The organism is Martinezella sp. CNPSo 3957, assembly GCF_057784395.1.
Map to the genome: position 1 here is coordinate 1,080,366 of NZ_JBXSOU010000001.1, position 22,303 is coordinate 1,102,668.

General features: G+C 58.9%; 21 protein-coding genes. 4 read left to right on the forward strand and 17 right to left on the reverse strand.

Translation table 11 applies throughout. From position 1 onward, the window contains the following. Positions 1-20: 20 nt before the first annotated feature. Positions 21-740 (reverse strand): fimbrial biogenesis chaperone, encoded by a 720-nt coding sequence (locus tag AC13QE_RS05010; RefSeq protein WP_488482829.1) that lies wholly within the window; start codon positions 738-740, stop codon positions 21-23. 25 nt (positions 741-765) lie between these two features. Further along, entirely contained in the window at positions 766-1,263 is a 498-nt protein-coding gene (locus AC13QE_RS05015; protein WP_112603580.1) for a Csu type fimbrial protein, read from the reverse strand. Positions 1,264-1,491: 228 nt separating this feature from the next. Between AC13QE_RS05015 and AC13QE_RS05020 the strand changes: the two genes are divergently transcribed. Then, positions 1,492-2,259, forward strand: coding sequence for a hypothetical protein (locus AC13QE_RS05020; protein WP_488482830.1), 768 nt, complete (start codon positions 1,492-1,494; stop codon positions 2,257-2,259). A 100-nt stretch (positions 2,260-2,359) separates the two neighbouring features. Here the strand turns inward: AC13QE_RS05020 and AC13QE_RS05025 are convergent, their stop codons facing one another. The 4 genes from AC13QE_RS05025 to AC13QE_RS05040 form a co-directional block, all read right to left on the reverse strand. Beyond that, positions 2,360-3,181 carry a hypothetical protein gene (locus tag AC13QE_RS05025; RefSeq protein ID WP_488482831.1) on the reverse strand — a complete coding sequence of 274 codons (822 nt, stop codon included), beginning with the start codon at positions 3,179-3,181 and terminating at the stop codon, positions 2,360-2,362. A 273-nt stretch (positions 3,182-3,454) separates the two neighbouring features. After that, on the reverse strand, positions 3,455-4,687 hold the full coding sequence (gene pepT / locus AC13QE_RS05030; protein WP_488482832.1) for a peptidase T: 1,233 nt from the start codon (positions 4,685-4,687) through the stop codon (positions 3,455-3,457). 184 nt (positions 4,688-4,871) lie between these two features. Then, positions 4,872-5,396, reverse strand: coding sequence for a DUF992 domain-containing protein (locus AC13QE_RS05035; RefSeq protein ID WP_488482833.1), 525 nt, complete (start codon positions 5,394-5,396; stop codon positions 4,872-4,874). A 237-nt stretch (positions 5,397-5,633) separates the two neighbouring features. Continuing rightward, complete coding sequence (locus tag AC13QE_RS05040) at positions 5,634-6,896, reverse strand: adenylate/guanylate cyclase domain-containing protein (protein ID WP_132718540.1); 1,263 nt, start codon at positions 6,894-6,896, stop codon at positions 5,634-5,636. A 222-nt stretch (positions 6,897-7,118) separates the two neighbouring features. Between AC13QE_RS05040 and AC13QE_RS05045 the strand changes: the two genes are divergently transcribed. Beyond that, positions 7,119-7,703, forward strand: a complete 585-nt coding sequence (locus AC13QE_RS05045; protein WP_488482834.1) for a nucleoside 2-deoxyribosyltransferase — start codon at positions 7,119-7,121, stop codon at positions 7,701-7,703. Positions 7,704-7,729: 26 nt separating this feature from the next. Here AC13QE_RS05045 and AC13QE_RS05050 read toward each other — a convergent pair whose 3' ends face one another. The 8 genes from AC13QE_RS05050 to AC13QE_RS05085 all read right to left on the reverse strand — a co-directional run bounded on the left by AC13QE_RS05050 (position 7,730) and on the right by AC13QE_RS05085 (position 16,865). Next, entirely contained in the window at positions 7,730-8,539 is an 810-nt protein-coding gene (locus AC13QE_RS05050; RefSeq protein ID WP_488482835.1) for a phosphate/phosphite/phosphonate ABC transporter substrate-binding protein, read from the reverse strand. 6 nt (positions 8,540-8,545) lie between these two features. Beyond that, a complete protein-coding gene (locus tag AC13QE_RS05055; RefSeq protein WP_488482836.1) occupies positions 8,546-9,550 on the reverse strand; it encodes an ornithine cyclodeaminase family protein in 1,005 nt (334 codons plus the stop codon). Then, a complete protein-coding gene (locus tag AC13QE_RS05060; protein ID WP_488482837.1) occupies positions 9,550-11,079 on the reverse strand; it encodes an HAL/PAL/TAL family ammonia-lyase in 1,530 nt (509 codons plus the stop codon). Before AC13QE_RS05060 ends, AC13QE_RS05055 begins: the two co-directional genes overlap by 1 nt. Before the next feature lie 294 nt (positions 11,080-11,373). Then, entirely contained in the window at positions 11,374-12,120 is a 747-nt protein-coding gene (locus AC13QE_RS05065) for an ATP-binding cassette domain-containing protein (RefSeq protein ID WP_015343065.1), read from the reverse strand. Further along, positions 12,113-13,177, reverse strand: a complete 1,065-nt coding sequence (locus tag AC13QE_RS05070) for an ABC transporter permease subunit (protein WP_488482838.1) — start codon at positions 13,175-13,177, stop codon at positions 12,113-12,115. The genes AC13QE_RS05065 and AC13QE_RS05070 overlap by 8 nt, the downstream gene beginning before the upstream one ends. A 109-nt stretch (positions 13,178-13,286) precedes the next feature. Continuing rightward, a complete protein-coding gene (locus AC13QE_RS05075; protein WP_488482839.1) occupies positions 13,287-14,276 on the reverse strand; it encodes a substrate-binding domain-containing protein in 990 nt (329 codons plus the stop codon). Positions 14,277-14,503: 227 nt separating this feature from the next. Continuing rightward, positions 14,504-15,931, reverse strand: a complete 1,428-nt coding sequence (locus tag AC13QE_RS05080; RefSeq protein WP_488482840.1) for an ROK family protein — start codon at positions 15,929-15,931, stop codon at positions 14,504-14,506. Further along, positions 15,924-16,865, reverse strand: coding sequence for a tagatose-bisphosphate aldolase (locus AC13QE_RS05085; protein ID WP_488482841.1), 942 nt, complete (start codon positions 16,863-16,865; stop codon positions 15,924-15,926). Before AC13QE_RS05085 ends, AC13QE_RS05080 begins: the two co-directional genes overlap by 8 nt. Before the next feature lie 227 nt (positions 16,866-17,092). On the opposite strand from AC13QE_RS05085, the gene AC13QE_RS05090 reads away from it, so the two are divergent. Next, entirely contained in the window at positions 17,093-18,013 is a 921-nt protein-coding gene (locus AC13QE_RS05090) for a sugar-binding transcriptional regulator (protein ID WP_488482842.1), read from the forward strand. 80 nt (positions 18,014-18,093) lie between these two features. On the opposite strand, the gene AC13QE_RS05095 is transcribed toward AC13QE_RS05090, so the two are convergent. The 3 genes from AC13QE_RS05095 to AC13QE_RS05105 all read right to left on the reverse strand — a co-directional run bounded on the left by AC13QE_RS05095 (position 18,094) and on the right by AC13QE_RS05105 (position 21,041). Beyond that, positions 18,094-19,335: an NAD(P)/FAD-dependent oxidoreductase gene (locus tag AC13QE_RS05095; RefSeq protein WP_488482843.1), complete on the reverse strand. Its 1,242-nt coding sequence runs from the start codon at positions 19,333-19,335 to the stop codon at positions 18,094-18,096. Continuing rightward, positions 19,332-19,649, reverse strand: a complete 318-nt coding sequence (locus AC13QE_RS05100; RefSeq protein ID WP_488482844.1) for a MocE family 2Fe-2S type ferredoxin — start codon at positions 19,647-19,649, stop codon at positions 19,332-19,334. The genes AC13QE_RS05095 and AC13QE_RS05100 overlap by 4 nt, the downstream gene beginning before the upstream one ends. A 357-nt stretch (positions 19,650-20,006) precedes the next feature. Continuing rightward, positions 20,007-21,041 (reverse strand): sterol desaturase family protein, encoded by a 1,035-nt coding sequence (locus AC13QE_RS05105; protein ID WP_488482845.1) that lies wholly within the window; start codon positions 21,039-21,041, stop codon positions 20,007-20,009. Positions 21,042-21,343: 302 nt separating this feature from the next. Between AC13QE_RS05105 and AC13QE_RS05110 the strand changes: the two genes are divergently transcribed. Further along, positions 21,344-22,180 (forward strand): sugar phosphate isomerase/epimerase family protein, encoded by an 837-nt coding sequence (locus AC13QE_RS05110; protein WP_488482846.1) that lies wholly within the window; start codon positions 21,344-21,346, stop codon positions 22,178-22,180. Positions 22,181-22,303: the final 123 nt, after the last annotated feature.

Here is a 22,303-nt window from a genome sequence, read left to right on the forward strand (position 1 = left end):
ATATGAAAACGGTGCCGGCACTACCGTTGATTAACGGCGACTTTGGCATCGAACGGCCCAAGATCACTCTGGCCACGGAGTGTCACGACGCCACCCGAGAGGGGTTTTGCTGTTCCGACAGACCACTGCATCGTCGCGCCGGCAAGCACGTATCCGACCAGGCCGTTGCGGCTGCCGACCTTCGCAGCACCCTGCGCGAGGGTCAAGTTCGACAAACGGAAGCGGCTGCCGCCATTGTTCTTGGCTATAAGAGCAAGGCTGTTGCCCTGCTGCTTGAGGCTCCAGACAATATCGGCGGGCTTTATGTCCGGCCGCTTGAAAAAGACAGGAATGGACTGGCGCATGATGAGCGTGACCGTGCCGGCGCGCGCACGGGCAGGGTCGGGGAGTTCATCAACTATGACACGATAGGTTTCCTCCGCCTTGACGGGCGCCTTACTCGTACGAACCACTCTGACCACATACTGTGCATTCGGATTCATCCGCGTCGCGGGAGGACTGGCAACGACATCCCTGGTCGGTTCCAAGGTCTCTATCCCGCCCGCCTGGCTCCACTTGAAGACACGTATCTGGACGTTGATTGGATGGTCTCCGTCATTGGCCAGATTCAAGACCGTGGCAGCAGCCGGTGCTACAAGCTCCAGACTTGTGGGTGCTACCCGCAGAGATGCTGCGTTTATCTCGTAAGCACTGAACAGCAAAAGCATAGTCGCGGCAATGCATGGCAACATGCGTTGCATGACGGCCTCCCGGATCTGTGAGTTTTCAGTAGGTGACGGTAACCGCTACGGTATCGGTGTAGACGCCCGCAGCCGGTGTGGTTTGCGGAGGTACCCGGCCATAAACATTTATGTTCTGGACCGCGCCGTTTCCTGTTCCCGAGACGGTGTCCGTGCCTATGGTCGTGCCCCAGGTCTGCGTTCGATTGGAGTCGGTATAGATCGCATAATTGATCGTCGCACTTGCCGGTCCTGTCATGACACGGACGGCCGTTGTCGCACCTGCTCCAGCGCCGGCGCTCAGGCCGACATTATAGGTCTGCCCGGATGTGCATTGCACACCGATGGTGGTTGCTTGATCGATATTGCTGGTGATGACGCCGTTGGTGCCGAAGTTGAGATTATTGGCACTCTGGATCGTGCATTGCGCCTGGATAGTAATGGTAACCGTCATGTTGGCGCTTGTGGTGGCAGCCATTGCGGATGGCGCTGCTACGGTCATTGCGATACCGATAAGGCTGGCGCCGCGGAGCATTCTCAGCATTCACATTCCCCTTCGCATAAGCCCCAAAAATATCAGAATATAATAAAATAAGCACATATATGATTCGCTGGCAATGCAGGTCGGAACCGCGGCGGCGGCGGCAATAGTCTCGACAGAATACCTCCAAAGTAGAATTTCAATTTATTTAGTGAATACTTATGGATGAGCGGGACTTTTGAGAAACATGGTTAATATTATCTTTCAGGATTGATTTACTCATCGGGACACATGATCGGATCGGGGCGAGGCGTATATGAAGGACGCCGAAACGCATTCATCAACATTTCTTTGCGAAAAGCCTGGAATTGGCCACGTTTCGGTAAAAGCGGCGCCACAGTTTTCATGAGAATGGCTATTCGAGATTTCCCAAAGGAACGGTCGATGGATACGCAGCCCGTGAGATGGTGGAATGGTCAAAGCGAAACGACTCGCAGGCTGGGTTCCGGGCTCGCGGTTTGCGGCACTGTTGTCGGGGCCTTCTATTTGATCGTCCAAACCGGCCCTGCCGACCAGTCGATCCGGTTCATCGACGAGGGCGGCCGCATCGCGATCAATGGCGCGGCATCCGCACAACAATTCGCGATGAACAGATTACAGTTGGCAGTCGACGCAAGCCCTACAAGATCGCTGATGTCGGTGCCAGTTCCGCAGCCTTCGCCGCTTGTAGCCATGATCAAGAGCAGCGCGCCGGCAAAGCGTGTTGTTCGCGCCGATACGGGGAATACGAAGGTCGCGTCATCCGCGGAGGTGGAGCATTTCGACCGCTGCCTGCCGCAATGTGAAACGCGGGATCCGCTGATAACAAGCAATCCGGACTATACAGAGGCTGCTCTGCCTGTTGCAGATGATGCTCCGTCTCCCGTGGCGGAAGAAAGGGTCGGATTTCGTCCCCTTGCAGACGCACGAAACCTTTTGAGCAAAGCGGTGGATGCGCCAGGCATGATGCTGCGCCGCAGCCGCCAGGTGATCGACAATGTGGCCCGCGCGGATTGGTAGGCTGGACAGGCGTCCGCGCCCATTGGCAATATGGCGGCCAGGGCGCGGACCTTTGAAGTGAAGCGAAAAAGGGACGTCAAGCCCCCTTGACGCCGGCCACCTACAGGCCGCCGGCGCTAGCTGTGCTGCGCAGCAGCCGGCAAAGGCTGACAAGGCCCGCATCGAAATTGCCGGATGCCGTCACCTGACGACAGGCAATCAGCATACGTTTCTGCTCGGCACTCGACATGGTCCGGAAGGCGGCAAGTGTGCGGGTGCTCGATCCTGTGCCGGAACGTCCCGACCCAAGTCCAGTACCGCCCAGACCGCCGATTGTCGTGCCAATGCCGCCAGAGCCCTTGCCTACGGACCCGCTGCTGGTGCCACTGCCGCCGGAACCTGTGCCTCCAGATCCGCCAATGCCTACGCCAACGCCGACACCCGCCCCGGATCCTCCGAGGGAAACGCCCGCACCGGCATTAATGCCGCCCGAGCCGCCAACCGAAGCGCCAAGGCCAGCATTGACCCCGGAACCGTTAACCGACGCTCCCAAGCCGGCATTGACGCCATTCGAGCCGCCAACGGAGGCGCCAGCACCGGCATTAACGCCGCTCGTTCCGGATACGGAAGCACCCGCTCCGGCATTGATGCCATTGGAGCCGCCAACGGAAGCCCCGACACCTGTGTTAACGCCACTTGTTCCGGATACCGAAGTACCCGCCCCAGCATTGACGCCGTTCTTTCCGCCTATCGAAGCGCCGAGGCCGGCACCCAAGCCGGCATTGATGCCTCCGACCGATACGCCGACGCCAGCGCCCAGTCCGCCGCTTCCGGACTGGCTGCCGCCGTGATCCGTTCCGCCACCGGGTTCCGCATAGCTCGTCGAGGCCAATAAAAGAAGTGCGGATGCAGCAATTGCCATCCGTGAAGATTGTATTCTCATGACTAAACTCCGTTTCAGCTTAGACTTTGTGACAGTCTGTTTCTGATTGCCGGAGCGCGCGCACCGTAGAGTTGGAATGAAGGGGCTTACCTATTCTCCTTTCCTCCCAAGACTAAATTATAGAATAATCTAATTTAGTAATGCTTCAATATAAAAATTCACGGATGACTTGCATAATGACAACGAGATTAATTTCGTGCGGGAGAAAATGCGCTATTTCACGACGGAGTTGCTGATTTCCATAGAGGAAGCGAGGCCTATTCTGGCAAGAATTCAGGAACGTTCTTCCCAGACCTTCGCCAACTCTACGAGCGTCTTGACGGCTTTTTCCATGTCCTGTCGGCTCACCCATTCCAGTGGTGAATGAAAGGCATGACCGCCGGCAAAGATATTGGCGCAAGGCAGGCCCATAAAAGAGAGCCTGGAACCATCCGTCCCGCCGCGAATACTGCCTCGCACCGGCGCCATGCCGGCACGACGGATAGCCTCGACAGCGTTTTCAACGATTTCCGGATGGTGATCGAGGATCACCTTCATGTTGCGGTACTGATGTCTGACGGTAAACCTATGCGAGGAGCCGGGATAGGCGGCCATGACGTCCTTGACGATCGCTTCCAGCATAGCCTCCTTGTCAGCAAGGCCGGCTTCCTCGAAATCGCGGATGATGAAACCGAGCGAAGCCTTTTCCATCAAGCCGCTGATCCCGGTGGGATGGATAAAGCCGTCGCGTCCGTCCGTCGTTTCCGGCGCCATGTCCTTCGGCAGCCTGTCGATGATCGCGCCGGCTATCTTGATGGCGTTTTCCATTTTGCCTTTGGCGAAGCCCGGATGAATGGCGACGCCCTGGATGACGATCTCGACGCTATCGGCGGAGAAAGTCTCGTCTTCTATATGACCCGCCGTTTCGCCATCGACCGTATAGGCGAATTGTGCTCCCAACTTCTTCAGATCGACCTTGTCGACCCCACGCCCGATCTCTTCGTCCGTCGTGAACAGCAGCTTGATGGTGCCGTGGCGGATATCGGGATTGTCGACGAGATATTGGGCGGCTGCGACAATTTCGGCGAGACCGGCCTTGTCGTCGGCACCAAGGAGTGTCGTGCCATCCGACGTGATGATGTCGTTGCCGATCTGGTCTCGCAGGGCTGGATGTTCGTCAACCCGAATGACCTGCTGCGGATCGCCGCTAAGGCGGATATCGCCGCCGGCGTAGTTCCGCAGGATTTGCGGCTTGACGTTCGTTCCGGTGAAATCAGGCGCTGTGTCCATATGCGAGCAGAAGCAGATGACAGGGACCGGCTTGTCGACATTCGATGGAATGGTGGCATAGACATAGCCGTGCTCGTCCAGATGGGCATCGGCAAGCCCGATCGCCAGCAATTCCCCAACCAGGATGCGCCCCAGATTCTTCTGCTTCGCAGTGGAAGGCTGCGTAACCGAAGACGGATCCGATTGCGTATCAACGACAACATAACGAAGAAAACGATCGGTGACGGTATCGGTCATGATTCTGGCTCCGAAGAATCGCTAGGGTTTACATAGCTATAGCGCCGCGAGGGTGCATGGATAAACCGATTTCGCGCGGAAAGCACCGGTCTGCGAAGCTGGCTGTCGCCGCCCCGACAGAAAAGGCCGCTCCAGCGCCAGGCAGGAGCGGCCATATTCAATGGTCAAGACTTTAACCGAATACTCAATCGACCGACGTCAGCGTGACCGACGTACCGGTAGCCGCAACGTTCAAGCCGAGTTGACCCGTAACGCTCACGGTCTGCAGATGGATGGAGCCGGCGGTGCCACCGACAAGGATGTTCGTGCCCACGCCGGCACCGACAGTGGCTTCAACGGTAGCGCCCTGGTAGAGGCCGCTCAGAGAACCACGATGGTAGCCGGCTGTCGGCGCGAAGACGAGCCAAATGAGCCGGCTGCGGGTCGTAAAGCCGAGATCGACGCCCATCTTCCGGATCGCGCCGGTATAATGGTCGACACGACGCGAATGCCCGACTGTCGAATGGAAGGTGCAATCCATTTCCTTGGCGGAACCAAGGACATAGCCGACGCCGCCGCCGATATCGCATTCGAGATAGCCGATTTTCACGCCGTTACGGTCATCCGGCTCCTCGCTGTAGGTCGCCGGCATGTCGGCCGCGCGTGCCGCAGCGGTGCCCGCAACGATCAACGACGCCGCTGAAAACGCCAGGGTCAGGATTTTTCTCATCTGTTTTCTCCTTGTCAGAGTATTATGGGTGACTGGCACCCTCGTGATCGAGCCGATAGAATCAACCCTTAGTTAATGTTCCTACGCGCAGAACGATCCCAAAATTAAGGCAGCTACCGTCATGATCCACCTCACAATATAGGGAGATCTATATATCGGGACACCCCTTTGCCATTTCACGTTTTACTACCGACTGAATCGCGCCGTACCGAATTTACGCCCCGTCGGACCTAATCCTCACCCGACTGTTGGCTCCGCTTTCTGCGGCAGTTTGTCTTTTGCGGCGAAAGCAAAGACGTCGACGGGTTCGCCGAGACCTTTCAGAGGAAAGGAGCCCAGGCTTTCCATATCGCGTTGGCAACCAGCCATGTCGACAAAAGCCTTGGAAAGGAGCACAGGCCGCTTTACTTCTTTTGTTAGCGATTCAAGCCGTGAGGCGATATTGACAGCCGGGCCGATGACCGTGAAGTCAAGGCGGGTCCGCGAGCCAATGTTACCATACATCACGTCGCCGACATGCACCCCGACGCCATAGCGCAGCACTTCACGTCCCTGCGCGCGGTTTTCCTCATTGAGCGTTGCAACGGCCGCCTGCGCCTCGGTGATGGCAACGAGAAGATTGTGGCAGGCATTCGGATCACTCAACGGGAAAATGGCCAACAGTCCATCGCCCATGAATTTGAGGATCTCACCGCCATGTTTTTCGATGGGTTCGACCATCGCGTCGAAATAACTGTTCAGCAATTCGATGACATCGTCGCGCGGCCACATGTCGGAGATGGTGGTGAAGTCGCGCAAATCGCAAATGAGGATCGCTGCACCGACGGTGGTGCCGCTGCCGCGCGTTGTGGCGCCGGCCAGGATCTTCTCGCTGGCATGCGGCCCGACATAGGTCCGCAGTAGCGTGCGGGCCATGATGTTCTTCAAACGGATTTCGGTCACCATCGTCAAAGCGGGCAGCAGGTCTTTCAGGAAGGTGATATGCTCATCGGTGAAGCCGCCAGGCGCGTCCGAGGCAAAGGTCACGATGTGGCGCTTGCCGAGCGTGTGATAAATTGGCCAGGCGATATAGTCGGTCAGTCCTTCCGCGTACATTTCCTTATAAAGCGGATAGTTCAGTTCTGCCTTCTCGCAGACCTCGAGATTTTTCCGGACTTCGGTCGCGCCGTTGAATATCTCATTGATCGGGCTTGCCAGAAATTGCGGCGTATTCTCGACCCCATAGCTGAAGGTCGCAATATCGGCCTCCTTCATGCCGGTACGCCAAAGAATTCTCGCCCCTAGCCATTGCGGATGCAGCGTTCGGAAGTGCATCGTCGCTCTTGCGACCGGAACTCCGATTGCCTGCATTTTCTCACAAAGTTCCACGAGGATATTGTCGATGAACCGCTGGTCGCGGACATCATTCATAAGCCAGTCGAGGATCTTGCTTTGTTTTGTCGGCCAGCTGCCCTGGTCGTCCTGGGTCGAGGCGGCAACGGCCTCAATGGAAGATTGCATTTTCTATACCCCACAGGTTCCGTCATCCGTCCTGGATCGTGAGCGCTATTCGATCCGAATAGAACTATACGCGTCTCCCCAGTGACCTGGAACGGCAATCACTTTTAATTCGCGACTTCGTAAATTATGTGCCGGGTATGGCAGAAGAGCCCTGAATCGGCCATAGGCTTCATATGGTTCCGCGACTCCCGCGTTGCAATATTCGGTCAAAGAGGCAAAGCATTGAGAGCATATCTGGCAGGGCCGGAAGTTTTCCTTCCGAACGCAAGGGAAATCCTCGATCGCAAGATCGCAATGGCACGCAGCTACGGCTTTACGCCCGTTTCACCGGGTGATCTGGTGGTGCCGGAAACCGAGACACGTCGCCAGCGTGGCCTTGCCATCAGCGCCATCAATGAAAAGCTGATGACGAGCGCCGACCTCATCATCGCCAATCTCACGCCGTTTCGTGGCATAGCGGCAGACATCGGCACAGCCTTCGAACTCGGATTCATGTGTGCCCGCGGCTGCCCGGCATTCGCTTTTTCCAACTGCCTCGATAATCACTTCGAGCGTGTGAGCAGGCTCTATGGCGGCGAAGTTCATCTCGGTGAAGACGGACGCCACCGTGGTCCCGATGGCATGGCGCTGGAAAACTTCGACATGGCTGACAATCTGATGCTCGACGGCGGCATTGCGGCACGCGGCGGTGTCATCGTCACGCGCCAGGTCGCGCCTGAGCAGCTCTTTCTCGATCTGACGGCCTTCGAGGAATGCCTGAGCTTTGCGGCGGAGCAATTGTTGAAACAGACCGCCAGCGCACAATAGGCTCGACTATTGTGCGCGTTCGAGCATCACCACGCTCCGAGAGCCGCATCGATCGTCCGCGCTCGTATGGGAAGCTGCTCATAGGCGGCAACGTCGGGTTCGGCAAAGGCGCTAAGGCCGAGCGATGCGAGGATATCGCTCCCCTTCGGATCTCGGTGTGCGCCGAGAAGAGCGGCGCGTAACGCATCGACGATATCCGTCGACTGCTGCCGCGCGGCCACCAGCAAAGGGAAGGGGGCCGGTTTTGTCGTAGCAACAATGCGCAGTGGCGCGATCATGTCCGGCTCGTGCATTGCCATCAGCTGAAACGCGTAGGCGTCGATGGCGCCGACATCTATCGTGTCTGAACGAATGGCGTCGACTACGCCACGCGGATTGAGGAGCGAGCCGACGGTTTGAGCTGCTGAAGGCCTATTCGCAAGCATGGCAAAGAGTTCACGCGGGGCATTATAGCCGGACTGCGAGTCCCGCACCGTCCAGCCCCAGCGCGCGCCTGCAAGATCAGCTTCCGTAAGCGGTTTATCGCGCGCGGCGACGATGTGGCTCGCATAAACTGGCTGCCCGTTTGCCCAGTCGGCCAGCGAAACCGGCGCTGCCAGCGGCTGCGGGCGCTCCGCCGGAGATAGCTGGGAGAACGGAAAGCCGCACATGAAAACGGCGCCCATGTCCGGACGTGCCCAAAGCTCGGACAAAGGTGCCGGAGCGGCATGGGCAATGATTTGGAGCTCGACGCCCGATCGGTCGGCAAGCCAATGAAAAAGTCGATCCCAGAGAGCAGATATCCTGGGGCTGAGGTTGTACATGCGCGAGCAAGCGATAGCACTCGAAGTCGTCATGGCGCGTCACGCAAACCGGAGTCGTTGGCCGATATTCATGCGCTTTGCCTTTTCGACCATTGCTGCGCCAAGCGCGACGTCGGTGGTGCTCAGGCCGCGATGCCAGAAGAGGATGGTCTCATCATCGCTTTCGCGGCCCGGCTTCGTGCCGCACACGATTTGGCCGATCTCGGCATGCAGCGTCTCGGCCGTCACCTTGCCCTCATCGACATGACGGCGAAGCGCACCGAAGGGGCGTCCGGGGCCGCATTGCCCCCAGTCATCGACGACCACCTTATCCATGATGTCGGTCAGGTCGAATTCGAGCGCGCTCATCGTGCCATAGGGCACGACGAAAGCGCCCTTCTTGACCCAGGCGGTCTTGAAGAGCGGCGTCGGCTCCGGCAGCCGGCTTGCCTCGATCATGATATCGGCGCCCTTCAGGCAATCCTCCCAATTGTCCGTCACGATGATTTTCTTGCCAAGATCCTTTTCCAGCCGTGCGGCGAAGGCATCGCGACTTTCCGGGCGGCGCGAATGCACGCGGATTTCGTCGAAGTCGAAGAGATGATCGAGCAATCGCACGTTCCAGTAGGAAGTGCCGCGTGCACCGATATGGCCGAGGATCTTGCTGTCTTTGCGGGCGAGATGCCGCGCGCCGATAGCGGTGACGGCACCGGTGCGCATGTCGGTGATGGCGGTCGCATCGATGATCGCCTTCGGTACACCGGTGCGCGGATCGAACAGATTGAGAACCGCCAGTTCCGAGGGCAAGCCCTGCTTGTAGTTGTCGACGAAATCGCCAACGACCTTGACGCCGGCATAGTCGAGAGGCTTCACATAACCGCGCAGCACGTTGAAATGACCCTTGTCGGAACTCTCGGGCACGAGATGAACGCGAGGCTCGATCACGGTTTCGCCGCGCCCCTGCGCATCGAGTGCCTTTGTCACGGCGTCGAGGATTTCGTCGTTGGAAAGCGCCAGCGCCTTGGCGTCGATGGCATTGAGGTAGTCGATCCAGATTTCCTGCATTACCGTTCTCCAGGCATGTCACCGGCTGTCGCCGCGGTCTCTGCGATAAATTCCGTCACTCTCTGAAAATCAGGACCTTGCGCGCGGTCTTCCTCGAGCGGTGCCACCAGCTGGCGCACCTGTCGATAGGCGCGCAGCGTCCCGCTGCCGAGCTCGCCCGCCACGCCGCGCAGCTCAACGGCCTGGGCGGACGCGACAAGCTCGATCGCCACGAGATAACGCATTCGCTCGATCATCGCTTCGATCTTGCTCAGGACGCTCGGCGCCATCGACGCCTGATCTTCGACACCATCGGCGACCGGGACCGGCGTGAGCGACACGGGATTGGCCAGATGGCGTATCTCGGCTTCAAGCGCTGAGACCGTTTTCTGCGCGGTGGCAAAACCCGTTCTACTCTGCCCGCGCGGGGTCAGGAAGCGTGGTAGCTCCGACATGCCCGGAGACATGATTTTCATCGTTCTATAGGCGGTCGCCGCCGCACAATGGGCGATGGCCTGGCCAAGCCGCTCCCATGCGAGAACGAAGGCCGTCATGTCGAAATTGCCGTGCGACAAGATAAGCCCTTCGTCGGCCAGTACGACGGGATTGTCGCCGGAACTCGCAAGTTCGATCTCGGTTGCCGCGCGGGCTTCGCCGATCGCGTGGAGCAGGGCGCCCCAGACCTGCGGGACGCAACGATAGCTCAAAGGATCCTGCAAGCGCCGTGCCGCACCGTCGACAAAAAGAGAGCTTCCGGAAAGCAGCTCGCGAAGCTTTGCCGCGGTTTCACGCTGGCCGAAGGCCGCTCTTACCGCTAGAGCCCGGTCATCGAAAGCCGAGACGTTGGCCCGGAATGCCTCGAAGTTCAGCGCGACGGCCGCAAGCGACCAATCGAACAGCCGTTCGATATCCTCTATGCAGAGACAGGCCTTGCCAGCCGACAGGCTATTGGCGACCACGAGGACATGACCATCCTTCGGCGCAATCGGCAAAGCTCTCAGACCGGCTTTCGAGAGCGCATCGAGCGCCGGCATGACCTTGCCATCGAGCTCCGCCTCGCCGTCGCCCAACAAGGCTCGTGCCATGTGCGCCAAAGGCGCGAGATCGGCAGCGCCGATCGAACCGAGCGATGGCACGACCGGATGAAAGCCCGCATTAAGTGCCTCAACGAGGCCGACGAAAACCGGCAGCGACACGCCGGAGCCGCCGGCCGCCATGCCGGCGATGCGAGCCGCCATCATCGCCCTGACGGCTTCGCGGGGAAGGGCAGGCCCAACTCCGACTGCGCGGGCCTGTGGTACACGTAACTGAAAGGCGATCAGGTCGTCCGTGGCAAGGCGAGTATCGACGCCCGCGCCTAACGCTGTCGTCAAACCATAAACTGGCTCGTCGGCTGCCAGGTAGCGTTCGACCACGGCGCGCGCAGCGTTGATTCTGTTTTTGACGTCTGGCGAAATCACTATCGTGGCGTTGCGCCGCGCGATTGCGGCGATATCGCTCACTGTCGGAGGCGCTTCGGTAAAGGACACAATATTGTCCGCTTTGCTCATTCCTGCTTGCCTCAAAGACGTGCGCTCGGCTTTCCGCGATCTTCGGATAAATGCTCTTCCAGGCGACACAGGAGTCGCTGAAATAGATCGATATCCCTCATAGCACGGCACGTAGCCAGCCACGGTCATACCGATTGAAGAACACCGCTATCTCATTGTGCGGCAATAAGCGATGCTGAGGAAAGCTCAACCAGTACCAGATGGTCATCCAAGATATTGAAGCAAACAAACAATGCGATCGCGATGACACCTATCGCGATCGCCCTTGTTAAAAAGTTGTAGCGGGGTGAGGGATCAGCCGCCGATCATGAGCCTCACGACTTCCTCGTGATTGGTGTCGGCGATGTTGCGCTCGCCTGCCACAATCCCACGACGCAGGACGACGATGCGGTCGGAGACCGCGAAGATGTCCTGCAGATTGTGCGAGATGAAGATAACACCGCGTCCCTGCGCCTTCAGCGATTTGATGAGGGCCACGACCTTGCGCTGTTCGGGCACGCCGAGTGCAGCGGTCGGCTCGTCCATGACCAGAATGCGGGCATTCCAGTAAACCGCACGCCCGATCGCGACCGCCTGACGCTGGCCGCCGGAGAAGTTGCTGACCGGCGCATCGAGCCGCTTCACATGGAAATCGAGCTCCGCCATCGTCTTGCGCGCGGCCTCCGCCATCGCCTTCCTGTCGAGAACCGGCAGGAAACCAAAGAGCTTCTTCATCGGTTCGCGCCCGAGAAAGATGTTGGAGCCGATCGTCAGATTGTCGGCAAGCGCAAGGTCCTGGTAGATCGTCTCGATGCCTTTTTCGCGCGCATCCTGCGGCGAGGAGAAGGTGACAGGCTTGCCTTCGATCAGGATTTCGCCCGCGGTCGGCGGATAGACGCCGGAAATCGCCTTGATCATCGTCGTCTTGCCGGCACCGTTATCGCCCGCAAGCGCTACGACTTCACCGGGCCGGACGACCATGGAGCAATTGTCGAGGGCACGCACCGCACCGAAATAACGCGAGAGATTGCGGACCTCGAGGAGGGGAGTTGCACTATTCATCCTGTTTTGCTCCGCTGAACCGACGCTGCGCCTGGTCGATGAGCACCGAAATGATGATGACGATGCCGACCGCGATGAACTGCCAGAATGGTTCCACGTTCATGAAGACGAGACCGTATTGGATGACGGCGATGACGAGAGCGCCGGCAACGGTGCCGATGATCGTGCCGGAGCCGCCGAACAGGCTGGCGCCGCCGATGACGACGGCAGCCACGCTATCAAGCAGCAAGGGCTCGCCCGCCTGGGCCGCGCCTGCGGTAAAACGGGCTGCGTAAAGTGCGCCGCCCAAGCCGGCGCAGACGGCCGAAAGAATATAGAGCCTCAGTAGATGAGACTTGATGTCGATGCCTGCGCGCCGCGCGGCCTGGGCATTGGCGCCTATGGCGTAGTTGTGCTGGCCGAAGCGTGTCTGGCTCAGCAGATAATGCATGATGACCACGAAGACGAGCGTGACGATGACCAGATAGGGGACACCGTAGAACCGGCCGTTGCCGAGCTCGGCGAAATAGGAATTCTTGACCGGCACGGTGGTGCCGCCGGCAATCAGGAAGGCCGTGCCGCGCGCAACGCCGAACATGCCAAGCGTGCCGATGAATGGCGGAACCTTGAGACGCGAGATCAGCAGACCGTTGATGAAGCCAGGCACCGCGGCGGCCAGCATGGCAACGAGAATGCCGAATACCATCGCGACCGGCAGCGGCATGTAGAGCCCGGCAATATTGGCGATATGCGCCGCGACGACGGCCGCAAGGCCCATGATGAAGCCGGTCGACAGATCGATGCCGCCGGAAATGATGACGAAGGTCTGCCCGATCGCCAGCAGCAGCGGCGCCACCGCGAAGATCGCGACGGACTGCCAGTTGAAGCTTGAGCCGACGAACGTGCCACCGAAATCGATCCGCGCCCAGATCTCGAAACTCACGATAAGTGCGGCAAGAAAGAGCCATGCACGCAATTGCGCGATGCGGTTTAGGATGGTTTTTGCTTGGTCACCATGGTCCGCCTGCGGCGCCACGTGCTGATCCGCCTTGCGGACCTCTGCATTGTCGATTGTCATGAACTGGTCCAAACTGAAGCGTTGAAGGCGCGAAGATCACGGCGCCGTTCGCTCTATCATCGTTGGATGATGTGCCTCGCCGATCGGCGAGGCACAGATTATCTCCGCATCAATCGGAGTAGATGAACTTCGCGACGTTCTTGTCCGTCACGTTCGATTTATCGATGACCGTGAAGCCGGTGCCGATCGCCGTCGGGATCGAATTGCCGGTCAGGTGCGCATAGGCCGCCATCACGCCGAAATAGCCGATTTCAGCCGGATGCTGTGCGATCGCGAGGTCGACAAGGCCGGAGTTGATATTGTCGACGATCGATGTCGGCGCATCGAAGGCGACCACGCGGATCTTGCCCGTCTGGCCGGCCTGCTGCACGCCGTTGGCGGCACCGAGAGCAGAGAATAGATTGGCCCCGAAAACGCCGTCGAGATCGGAGTTGCGGGCAAAAACCGCCTGCAGCTGCGATGCCGCCTTGTTGGCGTCGTCGTCGTTATACTGCGTCTCCAGAACGGTGATGTTCGGATACTTCTTCATCTCCTCCTTGAAGCCCTGCTCGCGCTGATCGGTGGTCGAGATGCCGGGCTTGACGTTGGAAACGTAGACCTTGCCCTTTTCTCCGACAGCCTTTGCCAGTGCGCGCGCGGCAATCGCACCGCCGAGCAGGTTGTCGGAAGCGATGTAGGCCAGCGGAAAATCGGCATCGCCCTTGCCGGTCTGGTAGACACCGGTGCCGATGAATGTATCGACGGTGATGATCGGGATGCCGGCATCCTCAGCCTTCTTCAGCGGCTGGATCAGCTGATCCTTGTCGGTCGGTGCGATGAGGATCGCATCGGGCTTTTTGGCGATGACCGCATCAAGAACCGGAACTTGCGTCACCGGGTTGAAATCGGGGCCGCCCTGGAACACCAGCGTCGCACCGACGGCCTTGGCCGCTGCCTCGGCGCCTTTGCGCATGGTGATGTAAAAGGCATCGGTCGTCAGGCCCGGAATAAGGGCAATCGTAAACTTCTTATCCGCAGCTTTGGTGGTGCCGGCGACAGCCGCAACACCGGTCGCGAGCGATGCCACGGCCGAAGCCTTGAGAAATGAGCGGCGCTCCATGATTTTCCTCCTCTTGAAACCGAACCTCCCCTGTCCGGCAACGCGATAATCAGTGGGTTACTGCGGCACGTCAAGTAATTTTTTTCTGCAAGGAATTTCCTGTATCCGATTGATATAATTGAGCAATTCAACTGCAATCGCAATATCGCGATCCGCCGAAGACATAGTGTCGTATGGCGATCGGCACTATTGCGAATTTGTTCCGACCATTCGGACGGCGATCGATATTATTGGCGATCGAGTACCTGCCGAATCCAAGCGAGAATTACCTCCATATCCGGTTCTTTGGTCTGCTCGACAGTCATGACTGCACCGCAGCCCATAGGCTCGGCCCGATCCGCCAGCATTATCAGTTCCGGCACATATTCGGCGCCCGGATGCCCAGGCAACCGCTCCTTCAGTCGGCTGGCATAACGCTCGCCGGCGACCGTTCCAGGCACCTTGCACCACAGCTCCGCGACATCCTCGACTTTCGCAGCCTCGATATAGTTTTCCAGCTGCGCTTTCGGCTGAAAACCGAACCAGGCATCGATGATGAAGGTCGAGCCGGCGGGAGCGTCCGCGATAATGGACCAGATCGCCTGGTAGCTCGCTTTTCCCAAAGTCCGGTTGAAGTCGCGATCGACTGGTCCGATATGCTGCAGGAACGGATTCTTGATGCCATCTAGGGACAAGACTGGCCAACCGGTTCGATCGGACAAAGCCTTGGCAAGGCGGCTTTTACCGGAAGCCGGCACGCCGTTGACTAGGACGACGCGCTTTCCCTGTGCCCGCTTTTCCTGTGACGGCGCGTCGGCCGCAAAAATCGACAGGCCCGCGCCGATGACGCCGGCGTCATCGGCGAGTTTGGCCGGCAATATTGCGGGGCGGAACCAAGGCGCTGCCGCCGGTAGATCTGCAAGCGCAAGCGCCGCGTCGCAGCCGAGCCCGCCGCCAAGTAGGATGACTTCGGGATCCATCGTCGCCGCGATATTATCGAGTGCCGCTCGTAAAGGGACTGCCCATTGGCGCAAGACGCGCACGGCCGCATCATCTCCCTCGGCAGCCATGTCGAACACCTCCTTTATTGTTGCGACCGGCAATCCCGCTTCAGCGACGTGTCGGCGCAAAGCGGTTCCGGAGCTGAAGGTTTCGACACACCCACGCCTGCCGCAGGGGCAGGGCGGGCCATCCTGCGATACACAAATATGGCCGAGTTGTCCGGCCGCCTTGTGTCCGTGATAGATGCGCCCGGCATGGGCGACCGCGCCGCCAATGCCCGTTCCGATCGTCAGCATCGCAACATTTTGATAGCCTTTGGCGCCGCCGATCCGCATTTCGGCGATCAGCGCCATGCTGCAATCATTCTCGATGGCGACAGGCTTTCCAAGTGCCGCCTCAATCCGCCGGGCGAAATCGAGGCCAGAGAGGTTGAGAATGCCGCCAGACAGGATTTCGCGACTGTCGACATCGACACGCCCTGGTATGCCGACACCGATCCCCAGAACTTCAGGAGTGTCGAGAGCGCGCGCCATCGCGATCACGCGCTCCAATGCCAACAGCGGATCGGTCGGGGTTCTTTCCGACAGCCTGGCAAGGATCTCGCCCTGAACGGAGACGAGGGCGGCACGAATATTCGTGCCGCCAATATCGACGCCAATGGCGATGTCAGCCATGGGCGCGCTGCCTTTGATCAGCGCCGTGCGAGCCAGTGCCCTTGAAGTGCATCGCGATGACGGCCTGGATTTCGCGAAGCCTTGGCACCGCGACAGTTTCCAGCCGATGCTTCGTTACCGAACGATCGAGCGAGATGCAGTCTTTCCAAAGTGAGCGGCCGGCGATGACACCCGAAGCGCCGTTGCGCATGGCATCCTCAACCTGGGTAAGGAAGGTTGTGTGGTCGACGCCGGCTGACAGCACCGCCCAGGGCACGTCGCCCGCAAGACGCGTGACTTCGGCGCAGGCTTCCGAGGAACCCGGATAGGGGATTTTCAAAACTTTCGCGCCGAGATCGAGGCAGATCTTGCTACCGCCGACGATCAGAGAGGGCAGCTTCGCCTTGTAGTCGGCCTCATCCTCATCTTCGAACTTGTAGGTCAGGAATTCAACGACCAGCAGAAGATCCTCATGCGCGAAATCTTCGATGCATTGCTTCAGGATCCGAATATTGTGGGCATTCGCCGCATCCCGATCCGAGCGCAGATAGACCATGATCTTGCCGCCGGTCGCCCCCAGCTGGCGCACGCGGCGCGCGGAAATGCCGGGAACCAGCTTCGACAGACGATAGCCTTCCGGCAATGTATCCCAGCCGGAAGCATCGAGGCCGATCAGTAGTGCGGTATCACGCTGAAGGACGCGATCATCGACCAGCGCCGGCACCGCACAGATGGGATCGACGAGAACGCAGGACGCCTTGCTTGCCAGGAAGCGAGCGATATCGGCCTTCGTGTCCCCCAGCACCTGGTCGGAGATCGCTGCCTGCTCGGCCGGGTCCCTGGCCAGAAGGCTGCGCATGCCGCCGCGCTGGTCGCAGGCAATCACCATCATGGCCCCGTCGCTGCCGCAAATCTGCTGGTAGCCGCGCATCTCCGCGGTCGTCAATTTCGTCATGTGATCCTTCCTCCAGCCGTTGCGAACGGCACCCATGCGGGCATGCCTTCCCCACTCCTCGAAGAGGGCAATGCTCCTGAAATTGAGGACTCTCATGCGCGGTATAGACGTTGCGAAACCGGGCTTTTTAAGCGATAACTCCTCAAGTCCCGTATGTGTAACACATTGCAGAAAGGAATTTCAACCTGAATTCATCTCAATCGCAGGAGGCTGCGGCAAATCGCGCGTTGCTGCACACGGTCGCCAAACTGCACTACCAATCCGATATGGCGCAGGTGGATATTGCCAGAAAACTCGGCTTGTCGACGGCGACGGTTTCACGGTTGCTGCAGCGAGCCCGGGCTGTCGGGATCGTCCGGATCGAAGTGATCGATCTTTCCCCCGCCGAGGATCTGAGTGCCGCACTGATCGACGGACTGAAGCTGCGCACCGCTGCGGTGATCGATACGCCGTCGTCAAACGTGCTGAGCGCGCTTGCCGCACCTGTCGGCTCGCTTCTGCAACAGGCGGGCCTGCGTTCGGGTTCGACGCTCGGCATCGGTTGGGGGCGGGCGGTGCGCGAGGTGACGATGGCCGGTCTACCGCAATTGCCCGGCATCGTCACGGTCGCGCTGAACGGCGGCATGCAGCATGCGGCGCCTCACTTTCAGATCAATGAATTCGTGCGCCAGGCGGCAGTCCAGATGGGCGGCGTGCCACATTTCCTGCACGCGCCTTATATTTCTTCGACCGAACTCCGGGATGCATTTCTCGGAGATCCCACGGTTCAGCAGGTAACGTCTCTCTGGGACAGGCTGGACGCGGCAATCGTCGGTGTCGGGCTGACACATGCGGCAAACCCCTCGGAAACGGCGTTGCCCGGCGAAAAGGCGCTGAGCCAAGCAGCCGGCGATGTGCTGCGCCACTACGTCACGGAAGAAGGCGAGATCCTGCACTGGGATGGAGAGGAGGGGATGATTGCAGCCTCTCCTCAACAGTTGCGCAAGGTGCCGCTCTGCATCGCCGTTGCCGCTACGCCCGGCAAGGCAAGCGGCATTATCGGCGCGGCACGATCGGGAATGATCAATGCGCTGGTCACGGACGCCAATACCGCGCAGGCCATTCTCGATCGCCTGTCGTCCCATCAGAAAGCCGAGAATCGATCCTGATGCCCTTTGTCTGCGCGATTAGCGCTTAGAAACTGCAAGCACTTGTGCCTCTGCTCATGAGTTGACCAGGCAACAATCTCTTACGCTGCCTTTGGCAAGAGCGATTTTAGGTTCACGCCGGCCGTCAAAGCTTCGATCCGCGGCATGATGCGCTTGGCAATCAGCATCTCGCTCAGCTTGATATCCTTGGCGATCTTGTTGCCAGGCCCCACACCGCTCGCAGCGACCAGCCTTTGTTCTGCGTCGAGATGGAACAAGATGACAGCGCCGTCATCCAGATCGCGTCTGACGACCATGCGCCCCTCGTCGACGAGGCCGGCGATTTGCAGCGTATGATCAAACTGGTCGGACCAAAAATAGGGGACGGCCTGATAGCAGCGAGCCGCACCCATCAAATTGGCCGCCGCGAGAATGCCTTGATCCTGCGCATTGCGCCAGGCTTCAAGACGCAGCCGACGTCCGCCGTAGAGCGGATGCGGAAACGAACAGCAGTCGCCGGCGGCAAAGATGTCGGCGATCGAGGTTTCCAGGTGCTCGTTGACTGCAATGCCGTTATCGATCGCAATGCCCGCTTTTTCAGCAAGTTCGGTGCGTGGCTGCGCGCCGATCCCAACGACAAGCACATCGGCAGCGATCACCTTTCCGTCGGAAAGGGAAATGCCGACATGTCGTTCATCCGCTTCGATCCCGAGAACCGCCGCGCCGCATTTTACGGTGACGCCGTTGCGCTGGTGCAGGGCTGTGATCGTTTCCGCGATCAGCTCGGGTACGCCGCGCTTGAGAATACGTTCCTGAGACTCGATGACAGTTACCTTCGCGCCGTAGCTGCGCGCCGATGCGGCAACCTCCAGCCCGATGAAGCCACCGCCAAGCACGGCTACATGCATATTTGCCCGGATATGGGAGCGAAGCGCAATCGCATCATCCATCGTCCGCAGATAGAGGATCCGGGAACTGGCGGGCGTGTTCGCCAGTCGCCGGGGGGCAGCCCCCGTCGTCAGTAGTAACTTGTCGTAAGACAAGGCCCGACCACTCGAGAGGATGAGCCGTTTTCCAGCTGCGTCGATGGCGTCAACCGATGCGCCGCCGATATGCCGGATAGCCTTTTCAGCCAGCGCGAGATCATTGAGAACGGCGGGCAGCCGAGGCTCGGCGTGATCGAGCAGGACCTGTTTGGAAAGAGGCGGTCGCTCGTAAGGAAGATGAACTTCATCGCCGATGAGGGTGATCTCCCGCCGATAGCCATTCTCACGCAGGCCCAATGCGGCGCGTGCGCCACATTCGCCGGCACCGACGATGATGATGCCCGCATCGCCGCTCATGCGCCGATCCCGATCATGACGCGAGCGCCTTCCACTTTGACCGGATAAGTCTTCAGATTGATGCAGACGGGCGCGCCCCGTGCTTCTCCGGTCTTGTAGCTGAAGCGGCCATTGTGCTTCGGACACTCGATGGTGTCGTCCATCACGAGCCCGTCGGCCAGATGGATTTTCTCATGGGTGCAAAGCCCATCTGTAGCAAAATACTCGTTGTCGGGGCTGCGGTAGATCGCGAAGGTTCGCCCGGCGTGATCGAAACGAACAACATCTTCCTGATCGATTTCGTCGGCGGCGCAGGCATCAACCCAGTTCGTCATTTCTTCCTCCTCATTGCAATCGCCAAGGCGTGAAAGGCGTTATCGAGTCTTGGGATCAGGTCGACATTACGCTTTGAGCGCGCATCGTTTTTCCTCCCGAGTGGTTCCCAGCATGCACGAAATCACCCCTCGCATTCCATGTCGATTGTGATCATTTTTCATCATGGAAGAGCTGCATGGAGAAGACACGTCGCTGGGCGGCTAGGCTAATAGGGCCGACAACGTCGGCTTCACATCCACATATCGATAGACAATAAAGCCGGAGCCTGCGGAAGGAGGCCGCAGGCTCCGGCATTTGCCGCCATCGCCGGTCATGAGATTACGGTCCCGGGAGCCCAGCCGGGTCTTCGATCCGCTTTAGCTCGGCGTGCCGGAGCGACGCGCTTGCTTCTCCGCGTATTTCTTCGCGCGCTCCATAAAGCGCTTGTTCATGCGGTCTTCGGCCTCTTTCGAGCCGTCATGGAAAGTGCCGAACCACTGGTCGAGCGGGATGACGCCATCGGCATAATTGCACTCGAAAAATTTGTGGTGGAGGTAATGATCGTAGGCGTGGGTATCGATCCCGGCTTCCTCGCCGATTATGATCTTGTCGAAGCCGGCATGACCTGGCGCCGGCGCAAGGGCGGCATGCGTCAGATGGAACAGGGCGTGGATGGGATTGGAGGGCACGATCCAATGGATGAGAACGCCCGAGAAATACAAAAGATGCTCGACCGGGTGCATGGCCAGACCCGACCAGGGGCCGGGATTGACATTGTTGTGATGCAGCTTGTGAACCGCATGATAGAGCGGCGGCCAGTGGATCAGGCGATGCACGAGATAGAAGTGCAGATCACGGAATGCCGGGATCAACAGCATGATGACGATGCAATAGATGGGGTGCTCGGCAAAGTCGACATAGGGAATGATGCCGTTCGCAAAGGCCCATAGCGTCAGAACTTCGAATGCCGTCCAGAGGGGTACGGCGCTTGCAAAGGTCCAGATTACGTTGTCGACGGTCTGGTTTTTGAAAAGGAAGGCCGAGTTATCCTTCGACGGCCACTTGCTATTATATTTGAAGCTCGTGCCCTGCTTCTTCTGCATGTAGAGGCGGAGATGAAAGGCGCCGAAGAACAGGAAAACCAGCGCGGCATTGCGCAGGAGAAGATAGGCGATCCAGCCCGGCGCCAGTGTCTTCATCGTTTCCATGGAAGGTGTCGCGTAGAGCCACAGCAACGTTGCGACGGCGGCATAGACGGTATTCCAAGGCATCAGATAGCCGGGATATCCAAAGAACCATTTCAGGAAAGCGATCGGTTTGGCCGGCCAGATGAACACGGGTGGATATTGCAGAAGCTTGTTGGGTTTCCAGTCGCCGCGTTTGTCGCGGGTGCCGTAGAGCGTGTCGTCCATAATGTGCCTCCCGGTGAATGAACTATGCGGTCAGTGTCAGCGACGTCGGCTGAAAGCGACAGCATTGATTTGATGAAATTTGCTCACGGAGACGGGAACTTTTCTGATCCGCAATCGAGGAGGGGAAGGTGGCAATTTGGCATCCAGAGCATCTTGATGAAAAACCCTCACGCTACCGGCACCCGGCTCGTGAATACATCCGGTTTGCAATGAAACGCGCCGATGATCAAAAGCCATCATCGCGCCGACTGGCGAAGACATCGGATTCATGATCTGAGCACCGCACTGGCAGGGGAGGAACCATGCAGAACTTGCTCATATTCCAGTCGCTCTGGTCCATGGAGCGGCGCAGCGCGCAATATCCGGAGCTTTCTCTGGAAGAAAACATCGAAAAGATCGCGTCCGCGGGTTTCGATGGCATCAGTACCCATTGGTACGACCGCAAGGTCGTTTCTCGCGTCGCGACTCTGCTCAAGCAGTATGGACTGCAGGCGGAGGGGCAGTGTTTCCCGAAGACCGTCGACGATCTGAAGCCGGTGCTGGAAATCGCGGCCGAATACAATGTTCATCATATCTGTCTGCAGCCGGACGTGCGGCTACGTCGGCTGGAGGACTGTATTCCATTGCTGGAGGGCTGGCAGCGGCTGGCGGAAGAAGCCGGCATCGACGTCTGGATCGAGACGCATCGCGACCGGATGACGACGGATCTATTCTTCACGCTCGATCTCCTCGATCGACTGCCGGATCTGCGGCTGTTGGGGGATGTCTCCCATTTCCTCGTCGGGCGCGAATTTGCCTGGCCGGTATCCGACGAGAACCATGCGCTCATCCATCGGGTACTGGACAGTTCGTGGGCTTTTCATGGCCGCGTTGCTTCGCGCGAACAGGTCCAAATCGAGATTTCTTTCCCGCATCACAGGCCCTGGGTCGACCTTTTCCTCGGCTGGTGGGAATATGGCTTCAAAAGCTGGAAGAAGCGCGCCAACAAGGACGCAACGCTCGCCTTCACCTGCGAGTTGGGACCGAAGCCCTATGCGATTACCGGAAGGGACGGTGAAGACAGTACCGACCGCTGGGAGGAATCCCTGCTTATGAGGCGGGAAATACGGGATTTGTGGGCAAAGGTAGCCGGCCGATAAGTCGAATTAGATATCGATCATAGACTATTGATTTTGGAGGAATTTTCGATGGACGTAAGAGCAGCGGTCGCGGTTGCGGCTGGCAAGCCGCTTGAGGTGATGACGGTTCAGCTGGAAGGGTCA